This is a genomic window from Azospirillum humicireducens (assembly GCF_001639105.2).
GTDB lineage: Bacteria > Pseudomonadota > Alphaproteobacteria > Azospirillales > Azospirillaceae > Azospirillum > Azospirillum humicireducens.
This window is the reverse complement of the sequence record NZ_CP015285.1, coordinates 2,781,586-2,797,831: the sequence shown is the minus strand read 5'-3', so window position 1 is coordinate 2,797,831 and position 16,246 is coordinate 2,781,586. Positions and strand designations below refer to the sequence as shown.

14 protein-coding genes are annotated in these 16,246 nt (G+C 66.2%); 1 reads left to right on the top strand and 13 read right to left on the bottom strand.

The window, feature by feature from the left end; genetic code table 11:
• Positions 1 to 16: 16 nt before the first annotated feature.
• The 6 genes from A6A40_RS13180 to A6A40_RS13155 form a co-directional block, all read right to left on the bottom strand.
• On the bottom strand, positions 17 to 631 hold the full coding sequence (locus A6A40_RS13180; RefSeq protein WP_063635783.1) for a hypothetical protein: 615 nt from the start codon (positions 629 to 631) through the stop codon (positions 17 to 19).
• 10 nt (positions 632 to 641) lie between these two features.
• A complete protein-coding gene (locus A6A40_RS13175; protein ID WP_082860818.1) occupies positions 642 to 1,139 on the bottom strand; it encodes an SMI1/KNR4 family protein in 498 nt (165 codons plus the stop codon).
• A 10-nt stretch (positions 1,140 to 1,149) separates the two neighbouring features.
• Complete coding sequence (locus A6A40_RS13170) at positions 1,150 to 2,049, bottom strand: HNH endonuclease (RefSeq protein ID WP_063635781.1); 900 nt, start codon at positions 2,047 to 2,049, stop codon at positions 1,150 to 1,152.
• The gene (locus A6A40_RS13165; protein ID WP_108546668.1) at positions 2,046 to 2,450 is read right to left on the bottom strand and encodes a hypothetical protein; all 405 of its coding nucleotides are present in this window, start codon (positions 2,448 to 2,450) and stop codon (positions 2,046 to 2,048) included. Before A6A40_RS13165 ends, A6A40_RS13170 begins: the two co-directional genes overlap by 4 nt.
• A gap of 95 nt (positions 2,451 to 2,545) precedes the next feature.
• Positions 2,546 to 4,672, bottom strand: a complete 2,127-nt coding sequence (locus A6A40_RS13160) for a YgiQ family radical SAM protein (protein WP_063635779.1) — start codon at positions 4,670 to 4,672, stop codon at positions 2,546 to 2,548.
• Between the two features lie 191 nt (positions 4,673 to 4,863).
• A complete protein-coding gene (locus tag A6A40_RS13155) occupies positions 4,864 to 6,111 on the bottom strand; it encodes a TCR/Tet family MFS transporter (protein WP_063635778.1) in 1,248 nt (415 codons plus the stop codon).
• Positions 6,112 to 6,437: 326 nt separating this feature from the next.
• On the opposite strand from A6A40_RS13155, the gene A6A40_RS13150 reads away from it, so the two are divergent.
• Positions 6,438 to 7,778 (top strand): ferredoxin reductase family protein, encoded by a 1,341-nt coding sequence (locus tag A6A40_RS13150; protein WP_063635777.1) that lies wholly within the window; start codon positions 6,438 to 6,440, stop codon positions 7,776 to 7,778.
• Between the two features lie 7 nt (positions 7,779 to 7,785).
• On the opposite strand, the gene A6A40_RS13145 is transcribed toward A6A40_RS13150, so the two are convergent.
• The 7 genes from A6A40_RS13145 to A6A40_RS13115 all read right to left on the bottom strand — a co-directional run bounded on the left by A6A40_RS13145 (position 7,786) and on the right by A6A40_RS13115 (position 16,200).
• Entirely contained in the window at positions 7,786 to 8,361 is a 576-nt protein-coding gene (locus A6A40_RS13145) for a TMEM175 family protein (protein WP_063635776.1), read from the bottom strand.
• A gap of 17 nt (positions 8,362 to 8,378) precedes the next feature.
• The gene (locus A6A40_RS13140; protein ID WP_063635775.1) at positions 8,379 to 9,083 is read right to left on the bottom strand and encodes a YoaK family protein; all 705 of its coding nucleotides are present in this window, start codon (positions 9,081 to 9,083) and stop codon (positions 8,379 to 8,381) included.
• Between the two features lie 407 nt (positions 9,084 to 9,490).
• Positions 9,491 to 10,354, bottom strand: a complete 864-nt coding sequence (gene pstB, locus A6A40_RS13135; protein ID WP_418208600.1) for a phosphate ABC transporter ATP-binding protein PstB — start codon at positions 10,352 to 10,354, stop codon at positions 9,491 to 9,493.
• A 2-nt stretch (positions 10,355 to 10,356) separates the two neighbouring features.
• Positions 10,357 to 11,238, bottom strand: a complete 882-nt coding sequence (pstA, locus tag A6A40_RS13130) for a phosphate ABC transporter permease PstA (protein ID WP_063635774.1) — start codon at positions 11,236 to 11,238, stop codon at positions 10,357 to 10,359.
• A gap of 4 nt (positions 11,239 to 11,242) precedes the next feature.
• Positions 11,243 to 12,226 carry a phosphate ABC transporter permease subunit PstC gene (gene pstC, locus A6A40_RS13125; RefSeq protein WP_063635773.1) on the bottom strand — a complete coding sequence of 328 codons (984 nt, stop codon included), beginning with the start codon at positions 12,224 to 12,226 and terminating at the stop codon, positions 11,243 to 11,245.
• A gap of 112 nt (positions 12,227 to 12,338) precedes the next feature.
• Positions 12,339 to 13,406: a phosphate ABC transporter substrate-binding protein PstS gene (gene pstS / locus A6A40_RS13120; RefSeq protein WP_063636285.1), complete on the bottom strand. Its 1,068-nt coding sequence runs from the start codon at positions 13,404 to 13,406 to the stop codon at positions 12,339 to 12,341.
• Between the two features lie 196 nt (positions 13,407 to 13,602).
• Positions 13,603 to 16,200 carry a methyl-accepting chemotaxis protein gene (locus tag A6A40_RS13115; RefSeq protein WP_236783666.1) on the bottom strand — a complete coding sequence of 866 codons (2,598 nt, stop codon included), beginning with the start codon at positions 16,198 to 16,200 and terminating at the stop codon, positions 13,603 to 13,605.
• Between the last annotated feature and the right edge of the window lie 46 nt (positions 16,201 to 16,246).

The following is a 16,246-nucleotide window of genomic DNA, read 5'->3' as shown; positions in this document are numbered from 1 at the left end:
GAAGGGGAGGGGGCACTCAGGCCTTGATTGCGGCGATGTCCTGCCGGGTGAGGCCCGGATTGATGTCGACGATGCGTATGGACCCGTCCGGAAGAATACCGAAATCCATGATCCAGGACCCCGCCCCGAGGGCTTCGGCTGTCTTCCGCGCTGCGGCGGACAGCCGTCCGGACATCGATGCCACACCCCGCCCCGTGCTGCCGCGCAGGCAGGCGCTGATGCGTCCGACCCCGTCGCGGCCGGCACGGAATCGAACCTCGCTGATGTCCGAGAAATCCACATAGCGCGACAGGCGGACGAAGATCGGCGTCCGCGTGCGTGTCCAGGCTCTCGCGGCCAGGGATTGGGCGTCGGTCGGATGCTGAAGCAGCAAGGTCAGCATGTCCCGCATCGACACACCCTCATAGATAATGCCCAGCGTTCCACCGTCGCGCCAGCTCTTGACGCCGAGTTTGGGCATGAGGGCCTCCGGGGCCGGTCGGTCGGCTTCTCCGGGATTTGCCAGCGCGAAACCGTTGCCGGTCTGCCGGACGGCGAAACTCAGGATCGGCGGCGCGAGATAATGCCGACGGACAGGGTCGGGCAGGTTCTCGAAATCCGTGCTCAGGATCTTCGCGTACGGATCGCCCATCACAGGCTCCTCAACCGTCGAATTTCTTCAAACCGTTTATGAAATCCGTGAAGCTGTCGGCAACGAAGCCCAGTTCCGTTTCGCCGCTTTCCCAATCGTGATTGTCGAAGTTCCAATAATATACCCGTTCTGTCGGCTGTCCGAACTCGATCAGCAACTCGCCCTGCCCATAGTCCATGGCGAACGGCAGGAGATATTCTGGAATGCTGATTTTGGGATCATTTTTCATTCCGTCATAATATTTCAACGCCTGCTCTGGAGACTTGATGACGGAAACAGCCTCGCTGCGCTGTTCGGTTCTGTCGCCCATCCGATATACATAGTCGAAGCCGTTCTTGATGCGAAAGGCGAACTCGACGCTGCCATAGGTCTTCATGAAGTCCGCGTAGCTCGCCGGTGCCTTCCCGCCAAGCCGCTGTTCGAGCAGGGCAATGTCGGCGTCACTCGCCGGTTCCATTCCCGTGCGCTGCCAGTATGCCAACGTCTCCGGCGGAATCTGGAAAGACATTGCGCCTCCTTCAGAACAGGTCGTTGTTGATCATGGAATTGCCGCCGGTATGCGCAACGCCGCCCGCGGTACGGTCATGGATTTCCTTGGGCACATAACCGACCGTACCATCCTCGAAATGATGGAGCGTGTATTTTTTGCTCGGAGCGGTCCAATTCGGATCGACCTTCAGCATCATTTCTTCAAGACGCCTTGCGTCGGTACTGGCGTTGCCTGACACCTCCCAAAGATTGTATTTCTTTCCGCCATAGACATATTTGTCGAAGTCCGGAAATCCGCCTTTGAAATCGATGGAGTTCACCACGCGGCCGTCAGGAAGAGTGGCCGGCGACCCGAATGTGAAGGTTCCTGTTCCGTTGGCCGGCGACAGGCCGTCCGGCGTTTTCCATGAGCCGCCCGTCGCAGGCATCTGCAATGTCCGCGTCGTCCCCTTGTCCACCAGCTTTTTGCAGTCCTTGCAGCCGGGCACCTTGTTTCGCGCATCGAGCATGGCCTGCTGGACCCGCTTCAACGCCTTTTGCCGCGCCACCGCCACCTGGGAAAGGGTGAAGGCTTCCTTCAGGGCCTTCTCGCCCGCCTTTGCGAGGTTGTCGCCCCTGCTGAGCAACGCCTCGACCAGCTTCGCCGTTTTGGGAGCGCGCCTGGCGATCTTGGCCGGCTTCGCCAAGGCGTCGCCCGCATAGGGAATGAAGCTGGCGACCGACAGGGCGGCACCCAGGAGATCGCCTCGCGCCAGCGCTATCGTTCCGCCCACCGCGTCGCTGAGCGGCGTCGGATCGAAGATGCCCGTTATGTCCGCAGTCAATTCCAGGTAATCGGCGGGAGACATTCCTTTCGCTTCTTCTTTGACGGTGTCCCAGATCTTTTTCTTGGCCTGCTCCTGCAAGGCGTCGTTGTAAGCCTCCGTCATGGCGAATCCTGCCAATAGCGCTCCCGCCACTCCGCTGGCGAATCAAAACGGCAGGCGTCGTTCCATGCATCGGCATAGCGGTCGCCTCCCAGAACGGCAAATCGTTCCGACGCGGGCAGGGCGGTGTTGGACAGGACGGCGGCGATATCGGGTTGCTTGTAAAATCCCGGCGCAATGTCCCAGCGCAGCCGCACGAAGACGCGAAGCATCCGGACATCGTCGATGCCGAAGCGGCTGGCGATGTCCAGGCTGTCACCGATGACCCAGCGCAGATAACCGGCAGGATAAGCCGCAACGATCGACGGCCGATATCGGGTCAAGTGATCCTGGACATCCCGAACCAGCAGCGCCCGGTCGGCAAGGACCATGCGGTTAAGCTGCGCCTCGCCGATTACAAGCATCCCGCCACGGCTCTCTCACCTGTCGATAGGGCGAGCCCACCGTAGCACAACCCAAACACCGGACCATAGCGGGAACAGCGGAGCCGCGCCGAACGTTAACGTCCTTTCAAATTCGTCTGGCGCGGCTTCATGCCGGACGGTTTGGGCGCCGAGGGATTGCCTCCCGACGGCTTCGCCCCCGATGGCTTGCCCACCGGCGGCACCACGCGGCGTCCCTGGCCGGCCTGCTGGGTCAGGAAGGTCTTGCCTTTCGGCCCCTTCTCCCGCGGCTTGGCCGTCGCCCCCACCGGCTGCCAGGCCGGGATAAGCTGCTCCTCGCCCGGCCCGATCAGGTCCTCGCGGCCCAGGCGCTTCAGCGCCTCGCGCAGGATCGGCCAGTTCTCCGGATCATGGTAGCGCAGGAAGGCCTTATGCAGCCGGCGCTGCTTCAGCCCCTTCGCCGACGACACCAGTTCCGACCCGACGCGGCGGACCGGACGCAGGGGATTGCGCTCGCTGTGGTACATCGCCGTCGCCAGCGACATCGGCGAGGGCAGGAAGGTCTGCACCTGATCCGCCTTGAAGCCGTTCCGCTTCAGCCACAAGGCGAGGTTCATCATGTCCTCGTCCGTGGTGCCGGGATGGGCGGCGATGAAGTAGGGGATCAGGTAGAGCTTCTTCCCCGCCTCCTTCGCCGCCTTGTCGAACATCCGCTTGAACTCGTCGTAGGCGCCCATGCCGGGCTTCATCATCTTGGCCAGCGGACCGGGTTCGGTGTGTTCCGGCGCGATCTTCAGGTAACCGCCGACATGGTGGGTCACCAGTTCCTTCACATATTCAGGATTCCGCACCGCAAGGTCGTAGCGCAGGCCGGACGCGATGTGGATCTTCTTCACCCCCGGCACCGCGCGGGCCTTGCGGTAGAGCTGCACCAGCGAGGAATGGTCGGTGTTCAGGTTCTTGCAGATGTCCGGGAAGACGCAGGACGGACGCCGGCAGACGGATTCCGTCTCCTTGTCCTTGCAGGCGAGGCGATACATGTTGGCGGTCGGCCCGCCCATGTCGGAGATGACGCCGGTGAAGCCCTTGGTCTTGTCGCGGATAAGCTCGATCTCGCGCAGGATCGAGCCTTCGGACCGGCTCTGGATGATGCGCCCCTCATGCTCGGTGATCGAGCAGAAGGAACAGCCGCCAAAACAGCCGCGCATGATGTTGACGGAGAAGCGGATCATCTCCCAGGCCGGGATGCGCGCGTCGCCATAGGACGGGTGGGGCGCCCGCGCATAGGGCAGGTCGTAGACGCCATCCATCTCGTTGGTTTCCAGCGGGATCGGCGGCGGGTTCAGCCAGACGTCGCGGTCGCCGTGGCGCTGGACCAGGGCGCGGGCGTTGCCGGGGTTGCTCTCCTGGTGCAGGACGCGGCTGGCATGGGCATAGAGCACCTTGTCGGCCGTCACCTGCTCGTAGCTGGGCAGCCGCACCACCATGCGGTCGGCGCCGGCGGCCCGCGGCGACACCGGCGCCGACGGATCGTCGATGGAGCTGCTGTCGACCACCGTCCAGCCTTCCGGCAGGGAGGAGCGCATGATGGCGGTGCCGCGGATGTCGGTCATCGCCTTCGGCGATTCCCCGTTCAGCGCGCGCTGCGCGATCTCGATGATGGCGCGTTCGGCATTGCCGTAGACCAGCATGTCCGCCTTGGAATCGACCAGGACGGAGCGGCGGATCTTCTCGCTCCAGTGATCGTACTGGGCGATGCGGCGCAAGGACGCTTCGATGCCGCCCAGCACGATGGGCACGTCCTTGAAGGCTTCGCGGCAGCGCTGGGAATAGACGATGACGGCGCGGTCCGGCCGCTTTCCGCCCTCGTCGTTCGGGGTGTAGCTGTCGTTGTGGCGCAGGCGGCGGTCGGCCGTGTAGTGGTTGACCATCGAATCCATGTTGCCGCCGGTCACGCCCCAGAACAGCCGCGGCTTGCCCAGGATCTTGAACGGCTCCGCACTGCTCCAGTCCGGCTGGGCGATGATGCCGACGCGCAGGCCCTGCGATTCCAGCAGCCGGCCGATGATCGCCATGCCGAAGCTGGGATGATCGACATAGGCGTCGCCGGTGACGACGATGACGTCGCACTGGTCCCAGCCCAGCCGCTCCATTTCCGCACGCGACATCGGCAGGAAGGGTGCCGCCTTGGGGCGCACGCTCCGGTCCGGGCGGTGGGCGAACAGGTTGGGGGCCGCGAGCATCGCGTTCTCCGGGTCTCAGCTGTCGATGCGGATGGAAGCCGACAGTCTTACCCTGTCGGCCCGCAAATTCCCACCGCTGATAACGCAGCGGAGCAATGGGACATTGTGCGGGAGTGTGGGCAGCTATGTGGGACGCCCCACAGCCGGCGCAAGGGTTGCCCCATAGGAAAGCCGGCCGGGAACAGGGCCGGTCAGGCCGCTGCGCCGTCCGCCTCCTCCGCCCGGCCGTTGCGGCGCGCCACCGTCCAGCCGATCACCGCTCCCAGCAACAGCACCAGCGCGGCGATGACGAAGGCTGCTCCCGCGTGGCGGAACAGCGGATCCGCCCCGACGGAGGCGGAATAGACCGCTCCGAAGACCAGCGGCGCCAGGATGCCGGCGACGCTCGCCACGCTCATGTTGGCGCCCTGCAATTGCCCTTGTTCCGAGGGGGAGACCCGCTGCGTCATCAGCGATTGGAGGGTCGGCATGGCCAGCCCCCACAGCGAGGCCGGCAGGATCGACAGCGCGAACCATCCACCGTCCGGCGCCAGCCCCATGCAGGCCAGCCCGACGGCCCCGCCGAACAGGCCAACCACCATCGTGCCGCGGTCGCCCATTCTCGTCACCACATGGGACACGACCAGCCCCTGCATCACCATGTCCAGCGCGCCGACCACCGCCAGCAGAAGCCCGACATCCAAGGCGCTCCAGCCGTAGCGATGCCCGGCATAGAGGACGAAAACGGCGGGAAAGACATTGTGGGAGAAGTGCAGCATGAAATTGACCAGAGCCAGCCCCGACAGCTCGGCATGGGACCGCAGCAGGCGCAGCGCGCCGAACGGATTGGCCCGGCGCCACGAAAAGGCCATCCGGTTTTCCGGCGCCAGCGATTCCGGCAGAACGGCAAGGCCGTAGAGGAAGGCCAGGCCGCTGAGTGCCCCGGCCGCCCAGAAGGGGGCCCGCGGCGACAATTCTCCCAACAATCCGCCCAGGAGGGGGCCGGCGATGAAACCGGCGCTGAAGGCGGCGCCGATCAGGCCATAGGCCCGCGCCCGCTGCTCCGGCGGCGTCACGTCGGCCATATAGGCGAACACGGTGGTGAAGCTGGAAGAGGTGATGCCGGCAATCGCCCGGCCGATCACCAGCCACCACAGATTCGGCGCCACCGCGATCAGCACATAATCCACCGCCAGCCCCAGGGCGGACAGCAGGATCACCGGCCGCCGCCCGTAGCGGTCCGAGAGCGAGCCGATGATGGGGGAGCAGAAGAACTGCATCAGCGCCCACAGCGCCACCAGGGCACCGTTGATGGTGCCGGCCTGTGCGTCGGGTCCGGCGAACTCCTCGATCAGCGCCGGCAGCACCGGAATGACGATGCCCATGGCGACGATGTCGAGCGCTGCGGTGACGAGGATGAAAGCGATGGCGGCCTTGCGCGGCCGAAGAACGGGAGACATGGAGAAGCCTTGCGAAACACGACGGGTGACTATGCCCCAACCGGGCGGAAAACGCGATGCCGGGCGAAATGGCAGCCGGAACGCGATTGGAGGGTAAAGCGTTATCATAGGCGGAGGAACTTCGGTTGTGAAGCGAAATAATTCCGACCGCGGATGCATTTCGGGGAACGCGCAGACAGCCGACTCTGCCAATGCACTGTGCGGATTTGCCACCTGCGCCGGGCGCGAATGGCTGCATTTCGGGGATTTGGCTTGCCCGCGGCTATCATTAGCAAAATCATTTATGCGCGCCGCCTCGTCGACGACGCAGCGGGAGGAGGGTCGCCATGCGGAAGATCGAGCTTTCCTTTTGGGGCCTGCTGGCGCTGTTGACGGTGCCATGGCTCGCCGCGGACGCCTCGGTGTTCCAGTGGACCGGCTATTTCGCGCTCCGCTCCGCCATGGTCCAGCACAGCGGCCTGATCGCCATCGGCTGCATGAGCGTCGCCATGGTCCTGGCGTTACGCCCCCGCTGGCCGGAGAGATGGTTCGGCGGTCTCGACAAGATGTACCGCCTGCACAAATGGCTGGGCATCGGCGCTCTCGTGTTCGCGGTCATCCATTGGCTTTGGGCGCAGGGAGCGAAATGGGCGGTGGGCTGGGGATGGCTGGACCGGCCGCACCGCGGCCCGCGTGCAGAGCCAGCCAATCCCGTGGCGCAGTCGCTGATGGAGCTTCGCGGCACCGCGGAGGAAATCGGCGAGTGGGCCTTCTACGCCGTCCTGCTGCTGATCGCGCTTGCCCTGATCAGGAGCATTCCATACCGGCTGTTCTACAAGACCCACCGGTTGCTGGCGATCGCCTATCTGGTGCTGGTGTTCCACACGGTCGTGCTCACCAAATTCTCCTATTGGCCGGCGCCGGTCGGTTGGGTGATGGGGCTGCTGCTTGCCGCCGGCACATGGGCTGCCGTCATGGTCCTGACGGGCCGCATCGCCGCCGGCCGGAGGGTCGCGGGTACGGTCTGCGCTCTCCATCATTATCCCGGCCTGCGGGTGATCGAAGCCGAGATCGACGTGCCGCGGGGATGGCCGGGCCACAAGGCGGGCCAGTTCGCCTTCGCCATGTCCGATATGGCCGAGGGCGCCCATCCCTATACCATCGCTTCCGCCTGGAACGGGGCCGGGCACCGCATCACCTTCGTCATCAAGGCGTTGGGAGACCACACGCGGGGCCTGCGGGAAACGCTGCGGGTCGGTCAAGCGGTGACGGTCGAGGGACCGTATGGCTGCTTCACCTTCGATGACGACCGTCCTCGGCAGATCTGGGTCGGTGGCGGCATCGGCGTGACGCCCTTCATCGCCCGCATGAAGTATCTGGCCATGCACCCCGAACGGCCGCCGCAGGCCATCCACTTCTTCCACACCACCCACGACTATGACGGGGATGCGATCGCCAAGCTCAGCGCCGACGCAGCGGCTGCGGACGTGTGCCTCCATGTCCTCGTCGATGGTCGCGACGGCCGATTGAATGGAGAGCGCATCCGCGCGGCAGTGCCGGACTGGCGCGACGCCAGCATCTGGTTCTGCGGCCCGGCAGGCTTCGGTCAGGCGCTGCGGAAGGATTTTGCAGCCCAGGGACTGCCGGTGAACCGGCGTTTCCACCAGGAGCTTTTCGAAATGCGGTGATCGCCCGTCATTCCTCCAGGGCACGCTCGATCCGCCGGTCCGGCACCAGCCACAGCAGGATCACGAGGACGTAGAGCAGGACGGAGAGCGATTGCAGAACGAACGCCACGGGAATGGCCAAGGCATAGAGCGCCATGCTGATCCTTCCCTTCAGGTCGGAGCCGATGGCCCGCGCCACCGCCGACTCCCGGCCGTCGCAGGCGACGATCGCCCGTTCGGTCAGGTTGTAGCCGACCGCTGCCATGCCGAGGACGACGCCATAGGCCGCCGTCGCCACCGGCGAGAAGGCGCTTTCATCGAGCCAGCGGATGACGAAGGGCACCAGCGACAGCCAGAACAGCAGGAACAGGTTCGCCCATAGAACCCGCCCGTCGATGCGCGCGGTCGCCTGCAGCAGGTGGTGATGGTTGTTCCAATAGAGCCCGACATTGATGAAGGACAGCACATAGGCCAGCAGGACTGGAATGCGCTCCGCCAGCGCGGCGAAGCTGCCGTCCGCCGGCACCTTCAGTTCCAGCACCATGATGGTGATGACGATCGCCACCACCCCGTCGGTGAACGCCTCCAGCCGGCCAGCCTTCATGGCTCCGATCTCCGGCGTCAGGCCGCGGCCGGCGTGGCCGCCACCGGATGGAGCGCGCAGACCGCGGTGCCCGCCAGCACCAGCGCGCCGACGACGACCAGCGGAAGCACCAGACCGCTCTGCGTCACCATGACGGCGCCGATGGCGGCACCGAGGAGGATCGCGGCAACGCTGGCGATGCGCCGCCGCGCGTTGGTGTTGGCACCGCCGGCAAGGCTGGAATCCGCTGCCAGCCCGGTCAGGGTCAGGGTGAGGACCGTGGTGGTGAGGTCGGGAACCTTCAATTGCCGGACCGTGGCGTTGCGAAAACCCATGGCGAACCCGGTCAGGGCGATGATCGCATACAGGCCGGAAGCGGGAGCCTGCGCGCCGACATCGAACCCGGCGGCGATGATCGCGGCAATCCAGAACAGCGAGGTTTCGAACAGGGCCGCCGCCAGCAGCCAGTGCCGCATCGGCCGTCCGGCCAGCATCCGGCCGACCCGTCCAGCGATCAGGGCTCCGGCAAGGAAGGATGCCAGCGCCGTCATCGCCGGCATGACCAGGAAGCCCGGCGTGCCGGCTGCGGCGAAGCCGAGGAAGACGACGTTTCCGGTCATGTTGGCGGTGAAGACCTTGCCCAGGCCGAGGACGCTGACGGCGTCGACCAGCCCCGTCGTCACCGACAGCAGAATCAGAAGCCAGGGCAGGGGCGAGTTGCCGGTTGCGGCCGGTGCGGACATGGCTGTCGCTTTCCCAGTGTTTTCCGATGCGTGAAGCGACAGCATCGGCCATAGCCGCGACGACGGTCTTGTCGGTTCACGGCCGGCTTGGAAAATTCTGCACATCCTGCCGGAGTGGAAGCGCTGCCGACGCGAGCGCTGACAGTTCCATCTTGCGAGGGACTGACATTTTGACATTGCGCCTACAAACTTGCGGCACATAAGTTCGCTTATGGAAATAAAAGGCCGAATTCCGGCGCCGAATGGAATCGTGGATCGCAAGCGGTTCCCGCGCAGCCGGCAGACCTCATACTCGAAGAAAAGCGGCGGCCGGTTGAGCCGCCGCCGCATTCAAGATCCACTCCGTGACACAACCCCAACAGCCGCCGGCCCTACCCTTGGAGGGAAGGACCGGCGAAGCATGGGCGTCAGCCGAACCGGCCGGTGATGTATTCGGAGGTCTTTTCCTTGGTCGGGTTGGTGAAGATCTCTTCCGTGTTCCCGAACTCGATCAGCTCGCCCAGATACATGAAGGCGGTGAAGTTGGAAATGCGGGCCGCCTGCTGCATGTTGTGGGTGACGATGGCGATGCAGTAGTCGGAACGCAACTCGTCGACCAGCTCCTCGCACTTGGCGGTGGAGATGGGGTCGAGCGCCGAGGTCGGCTCGTCCAGCAGCAGGACCGACGGCTTCACCGCGATGGCGCGGGCGATGCACAGGCGCTGCTGCTGGCCGCCGGACAGGCTCATGCCGTTCTGGCGCAGCTTGTCCTTCACCTCGTCCCACAGAGCGGCACGGCGCAGCGAGAACTCCACCCGCTCGTCCATGTCGGCGCGGGACAGCTTCTCGTACAGCTTCACGCCGAAAGCGATGTTGTCGTAGATCGACATCGGAAACGGCGTCGGCTTCTGGAACACCATGCCGACACGGGCGCGCAGCAGGTTCAGGTCCTGCTTGGGCGACAGGATGTTGACGCCGTCCAGCATGACCTCGCCGGTCGCGACCTGCTTGGGATAGAGGTCGTACATCCGGTTCAGGATGCGCAGCAGGGTCGACTTGCCGCAACCCGACGGGCCGATGAAGGCGGTGACCTGACGGTCGTACAGCGGCAGCGAAACATCCTTCAGCGCCCGGTAGCCGTCATAGAAGAAGTCAAGGTTGCGGATGCTGATCTTCTCGGGAAGGCCGGCACCGGCAATCGGCCGGTCGGCACCGGCGCCGGGGATCATGCCGGGGGGCATCGCGTGGCTGCCGTGGGAGGGGCTGTTGGCGTCCATGTGAGTCATCGTCATGGTTACTTTCTCGTCGAGCCGAGACCGGCCAGCAGCCGGGCGCCGATGTTGAGGAGCAGGATGGCGACCGTGATCAGCAGCGCGCCGCCCCAGGCCAGCTGGCGCCAGTCCTCATAGGGAGACATCGCGTACTGGAAGATGACCACCGGCAGGTTGGCCATCGGCGCGTTCATGTCCGCGCTCCAGAACTGGTTGTTCAGGGCGGTGAAGAGCAGGGGTGCCGTCTCGCCGCTGATGCGGGCGATGGCCAGCAGGACGCCGGTGATCATGCCGTTGCGGGCGGCACGGTAGGCGACCATGGTGATCACCTTCCATTGCGGCGCGCCAAGGGCGGCCGCAGCCTCGCGCAGGCTGTTCGGCACCAGCTTCAGCATGTCCTCGGTCGTGCGGACCACGACGGGAATGACGATGACCGCCAGGGCCATGGCTCCCGCCCAGGCCGAGAAATGGCCCATGCGGATGACCATCACCTCGTACACGAACAGACCGACCATGATCGACGGCGCGCTCAGCAGCACGTCGTTGATGAAGCGCACCACTTCGGCCAGCTTGCGGTCGCGGCCGAACTCGGCAAGGTAGGTGCCGGCCATGATGCCGATGGGCGTGCCGACCAGGGTGGCGACCGTGGTCATGATGACGCTGCCGAAGATGGCGTTCAGCAGGCCGCCCTCGCCGCCCGGCGGTGGCGTGTTCTCGGTGAACAGGGCGATGTTGATCGCCGACAGCCCGTTGTAGAGCAGCGTCCACAGGATGGCGACCAGCCAGAACAGGCCGAAGCCGGCAGCACCCAGCGCAAGCGTCAGCGCCACCTTGTTGACGATGCGCCGGCGGTTGTACAGGCCGCCGGCCGGAGCGGCCAGCGCCGCGGAACTTGTCATGCTCATGGCCTCAGACTCCGGCCTTGCGCTGCAGGCGCAGCAGCATCAGCTTGGCGATCGACAGCACGGTGAAGGTGATCAGGAACAGGATCAGGCCCAGCGCCACCAGCGAGGCGGTGTAGACGTCGCCGACCGCTTCGGTGAATTCGTTGGCGATGGAGGCCGAGATCGTCGTGCCCGGCGCCATGATGGAGGAGCTGATGCGGTGCGCGTTGCCGATGACGAAGGTGACGGCCATCGTCTCACCCAGCGCGCGGCCCAGCCCCAGCATGACGCCGCCGACCACGCCGGTACGGGTGTAGGGCAGCACCACGTTCCACACCACCTCCCAGGTGGTGGCGCCCAGCCCGTAGGCGGATTCGCGCACCATCGGCGGCACCGTCTCGAAGACGTCGCGGGTGATGGAGGTGATGAAGGGCAGCACCATGATGCCCAGGATCAGGCCGGCGGTCAGCACGCCGATGCCGTAGGGCGGGCCCATGAACAGATTGCCGATGCCGGGGATCTGACCCAGCGTGGCGATCAGGAAGGGCTGGATGGTCGACTGCATGAAGGGGGCGAAGACGAACAGGCCCCAGATGCCGTAGATGATGCTGGGAATACCCGCCAGCAGTTCGATGGCGACGCCCAGCGGCCGCTTCAGCCAGGCCGGGCACATCTCGGTGATGAACAGCGCGATGCCGAAGCTGACCGGAATGCCGACAGCCATGGCGATGACCGACGTGATCAGCGTGCCGTAAATCGGGGCGAGCGCGCCGAATTCCTCCGACACCGGGTTCCAGACCTCGGTCGTGACGAAGCCGAAGCCGAACGCGCGCAGTGCCGGAAGCGCGCCGTCGATGAGAGAAACCGTGACGCCGCCCAGAATGAACAGGACGAGCAGCGCAAAGAAGAGCGTGGCGTTGCGGAAAGCCGCATCCTGCAGGCGCTGGCGGCGGGCCCGTCGGGCGGTGGAAGCGTGTGCGTCGGTCAAGGTCAGCGCGATCTCGGTCATGGCCGCTCCGTGAGGCGTGCGGTGGGGACGGCGAAATTTCCGTCCCCGCCGGCGGATCATGCCCCCGGATTGCACCGTCCGCCGGCGCAACCCAGGGTCGGGTTGGCCGTGGTTACTTGGCCGACGCGGTCCAGATCGGCTTGCCGTCGGCCTGGATCGACTGCGACCAGGTCTTCTGGACCAAGGAGACGACGGCCTCAGGCATCGGGACATAGTCCAGATCGGTGGCCATCTTGGCGCCGTTCTTGTAGGCCCAGTCGAAGAACTTCAGCGCTTCGGCCGAGACCGCGACGTCCTGCGGGTTCTTGTACATCAGGATGAAGCTGGCGCCGGTGATCGGCCAGCTGTCCGCACCCGGCTCGTCGGTCAGGATGACGTAATAGCCCTTGGAGTTGGCCCAGTCGGCGTTCGCCGCGGCGGCCTGGAAGGCCTCGATCTTCGGAACGACGGTCTTGCCGTCCTTGTTCTGCAGGCCGACATACGTGATGTTGTTCTGCTTGGCGTAGGCGTATTCGACGTAGCCGATCGAGCCGTCCGTCTGCTTGACCATGTTGGCCACGCCTTCGTTGCCCTTGGCGCCGATGCCGGCCGGCCACTGCACGGAGGAGTTGGCGCCGATCTGGGTCTTGAACTTCGGGCTGGTCTTCGACAGATAGTCGGTGAACAGGAAGTTGGTGCCCGACCCATCGGAACGGTACACCGGCGCGATGGCGGTGTTCGGCAGATTGACGTCAGGGTTCAGCGCCTTGATCTGCGGATCGTTCCACTTGGTGATCTCGCCCATGTAGATGTTGGCGAGAACCGTGCCCGACAGCTTGACCTCGCCGGACTTCAGACCCTTCAGGTTCACGACCGGAACGACGCCGCCCATGATCATCGGGAACTGGATCAGGCCGGCCTGCTCCAGCTCTTCCGGCTTCAGCGGCATGTCCGACGCGCCGAAGGTGACCGTCTTGGCCTTGATCTGCTTGATGCCGCCGCCCGAACCGATCGACTGGTAGTTCAGGCCGGTGCCCGTCTCCTTCTTGTAGGCGTCGGCCCACTTGGCATAGATCGGGTACGGGAAGGTGGCGCCGGCGCCGGAGATGTCGGCGGCCGAGGCGACCGACAGCGGGGCGACCGACACGGACAGAACGGCCAGGGCACCGAAGGCGGCGCAGCGAACGAACGCCGAGGTCATGGTTTTCACGGCTAAACTCCCGATAGGTTTGGACGGTGTCGTTGGGTTTGGGAAAATCCCGGCCTTCGCCGGAGGTCGTAACCCGCCTTCTTCGTCGCGGTGACCATAGCCACCGCTGGTGACGGGTTTGTTTTGTTTACGTGTCAGTTTTATGAAACCGACCCGCTTCAGGCCCCAGGCGCCCCGGATCGCCCGCTCATCGCGCGGCCCGGATTTCCTGGAGGAACAGATGCACGGCGGAGCCGAGGCTGGTCGCCTCGTGCGACAGGCTTTCCGCCACCTGCAGCACGTCGCCGGCCTGGGCGCGCACCTTGGCCGCGGCCTCCGACAGGCCGGCGACATGGTCCGACGCCGCCTGGGTGCCGACGGCCACGCGGTGGGAGCTGTCGACGATGCTCGACGTGATGGTCGCCTGCTCCTCCACCGCCGCGGCGATGGCCGAGGCATTCGATTCGATGCGCTGGACGCTGCCGGTCATGGTCGCCACCACCTCCGCCGTCTGGCGGCTGGCCGCCTGGGTCGCGGCGATCTGCCGGGCGATCTCGGCGGTGGCCTGGGCGGTCTGGCCGGCAAGGGCCTTCACCTCCCCGGCGACCACAGCGAAGCCGCGGCCCATCTCCCCTGCCCTCGCCGCTTCGATGGTGGCGTTCAGCGCCAGCAGGTTGGTCTGTCCGGCGATCTCGTCGATCAGCCCCACCACGGCGCCGATCTCCCCCGCCGTGCTCGACAGGTCGGCGACGGTGGCCTTCACCTGCTCCGCCCCGGCGGCGGTGTCGCCGATGATGCGGGCGGATTCGCCGGTGCGCTTGCTGATCTCGGCAATCGACTGCGAGATCTCCGAAGCGGCGGTCGCCACCTGCTGGATCCCCGCCGCCATCTCGCCGGACAGCTGCATCGCAGCGTCGGCCCGGTCGTTGGCATTGGCGGCGATGTCGGTCAGCGAGCGGGCGCGGGCGGCCATCACGCGGGCGGCCTCCGCCAGGGTCTCCACGCTGCTCAGCACGTTGCGCTCGAACTGGTCGGCGATCTCCAGCATGCTGGTCCGGCGGGCCGAAGCGGCGTTGCGGCGCTCGATCTCCACCTTCTCGTGCGCCTCTTCCATGGCGCGGGCGTTGGCGATGAAGACGAACAGGGCGCGGGCCATGTCGGTGATCTCGTCGTTGCCGTCGGCCTTCTGGTCCACCGTCAGGTCGCCGCCGGCCACCCTGCGCATGGCGTCGGCAAGGGCCTCCATCCGGCCGACCACCCGGCGCCCGACATAGAGCGTAACGATCAGCCCGGCCAGCAGCACGCCGGCCGTCGCCAGCAGGAACTGGATCTCGTTGGTGCGCTCCAGCGCGTCATGGGCGGCGGCGGCCCCCTCGGCGGTCGCGGTTTCGGCCGACTGCACCAGCCCGTCGACCATCCCGGTCAGGGCGGCGCCGGTGCTGCGGTTGTTCTCGATCAGCGCGGCATTCTCGGCATAGGCGGCCAGTTCGCCGCCGCGCAGCGCCAGAATGCCGGCATCGCCGAAGCCCAGGGCCAGCAACCGTTCGGCCAGCCGGCTGACCTCAGTGCCCAGATCGCCCTTCGACTCCTGCAAGGTCTTTTGGATCGTCGCGGCCAGCGGATCGAGCGTGCGGCGCGCGATGGCCAGCCGGGCCGGCGTTTCCGCGTTGCCGGCCTCGGCCAGCTTGCCGGCCAGCAGGTTGGCGTCGGCCATCAGACCGCTCAGCACGGTGTAGCGGTGTTGCGCCTCCGGCACCACGTTGGTGGAAAGATCCTGCATCCGCTCCGCGATGGCGTTTCCGGCCTCGGCGATGCGCCCGCGGGAATTCAGCATCAGCGGCAGCATGCGGCTGTTGGCGTCGCGGTCCAGCCGGACGATCTCGTCGACCGCGGCGGCCTGGGCTTCGGCCAGCTTGCCCGCTTCGGCCTCCCCGATGCCGGGGGTCAGCTGGCGGACGCGGCGGGTGTAGACGCTCTTGTCGCCGTCGCCATAGGCCGCCAGCCCGTTGATCGCCGCGATGACGGGGGCGGCCGCCTCGCTCTTCGCCAGCGGGCGCAGGGCGCCCTGGAGATCGGACAGCGCCGAATCGAAGTCGGTGGACAGCGACATCACCTTGGAGCGGTCGGTCTCGAAGGCGCCGATCAGCAGCGCCTTGGCCAGCGCCGCCTCCGCGCCGCGCAGCTGGAACAGCGGAATCACCGTCTGCCCCAGCTCGCCGCCGATGGCCTCGGAGGATTGCGAGGTCACCTCCACCATTGCAGCGATCGCCTGGGCAAGCTGTTCGCGCGAGGCCTGCATGTCCGGCTTCAGCGCCGCCAGCAGCCGGGCATGGGCGTCGCTCAACTCCGCCAGCCGGGCGCTGCGCTGTTCCTGCAGGCTCAACCGGCGGCCGGTCGCCGCGCCCAACGCGTCGACGGTGCCCAGCAGCGAGCGGGCGGTGGCCGACAGCTCGCCCATGCGGCCGATGTCGCCATGCCCGTCGGCCAGCCGGGCGAGCTGGCCGTCCAGCTCCGCGCGCTGGCCCGCCGCTGCACTGCGCAGCCGGGTCAGGTCCTCCTCCGACGATGCGGCGTCGATCAGCGGTCCCAGCGCCAGCACCCGCGCCGTGATGGTGGCGAGGCCGTGCGCGGCGCTGAGCACCGGCACCTGCGTTCCCGTGATGTCGGCGACATGGCCCCGGACCGCGCCATAGGACATCCAGCCGACCACCGCCGCGATGCAGGGCAGTGCCGCCACGGTTCCGAAGGCGATCAGCATCTTCGACTTGATGCCGGATCGCCGGCGCTGGTCGGCGCGATCTGCCATGTGGGCCACCCGCGGTCTGGAGGTTGTCAGCACCGGACCCGCGGTT

Bases quoted from the DNA above. Each gene is read 5' to 3' on its own strand.
- A6A40_RS13180 (WP_063635783.1), bottom strand. From the start codon at position 631: ATGGGCGATCCGTACGCGAAGATCCTGAGCACGGATTTCGAGAACCTG.
- A6A40_RS13175 (WP_082860818.1), bottom strand. From the start codon at position 1,139: ATGTCTTTCCAGATTCCGCCGGAGACGTTGGCATACTGGCAGCGCACG.
- A6A40_RS13170 (WP_063635781.1), bottom strand. From the start codon at position 2,049: ATGACGGAGGCTTACAACGACGCCTTGCAGGAGCAGGCCAAGAAAAAG.
- A6A40_RS13165 (WP_108546668.1), bottom strand. From the start codon at position 2,450: ATGCTTGTAATCGGCGAGGCGCAGCTTAACCGCATGGTCCTTGCCGAC.
- A6A40_RS13160 (WP_063635779.1), bottom strand. From the start codon at position 4,672: ATGCTCGCGGCCCCCAACCTGTTCGCCCACCGCCCGGACCGGAGCGTG.
- A6A40_RS13155 (WP_063635778.1), bottom strand. From the start codon at position 6,111: ATGTCTCCCGTTCTTCGGCCGCGCAAGGCCGCCATCGCTTTCATCCTC.
- A6A40_RS13150 (WP_063635777.1), top strand. From the start codon at position 6,438: ATGCGGAAGATCGAGCTTTCCTTTTGGGGCCTGCTGGCGCTGTTGACG.
- A6A40_RS13145 (WP_063635776.1), bottom strand. From the start codon at position 8,361: ATGAAGGCTGGCCGGCTGGAGGCGTTCACCGACGGGGTGGTGGCGATC.
- A6A40_RS13140 (WP_063635775.1), bottom strand. From the start codon at position 9,083: ATGTCCGCACCGGCCGCAACCGGCAACTCGCCCCTGCCCTGGCTTCTG.
- pstB (WP_418208600.1), bottom strand. From the start codon at position 10,354: ATGACGATGACTCACATGGACGCCAACAGCCCCTCCCACGGCAGCCAC.
- pstA (WP_063635774.1), bottom strand. From the start codon at position 11,238: ATGAGCATGACAAGTTCCGCGGCGCTGGCCGCTCCGGCCGGCGGCCTG.
- pstC (WP_063635773.1), bottom strand. From the start codon at position 12,226: ATGACCGAGATCGCGCTGACCTTGACCGACGCACACGCTTCCACCGCC.
- pstS (WP_063636285.1), bottom strand. From the start codon at position 13,406: ATGACCTCGGCGTTCGTTCGCTGCGCCGCCTTCGGTGCCCTGGCCGTT.
- A6A40_RS13115 (WP_236783666.1), bottom strand. From the start codon at position 16,200: ATGGCAGATCGCGCCGACCAGCGCCGGCGATCCGGCATCAAGTCGAAG.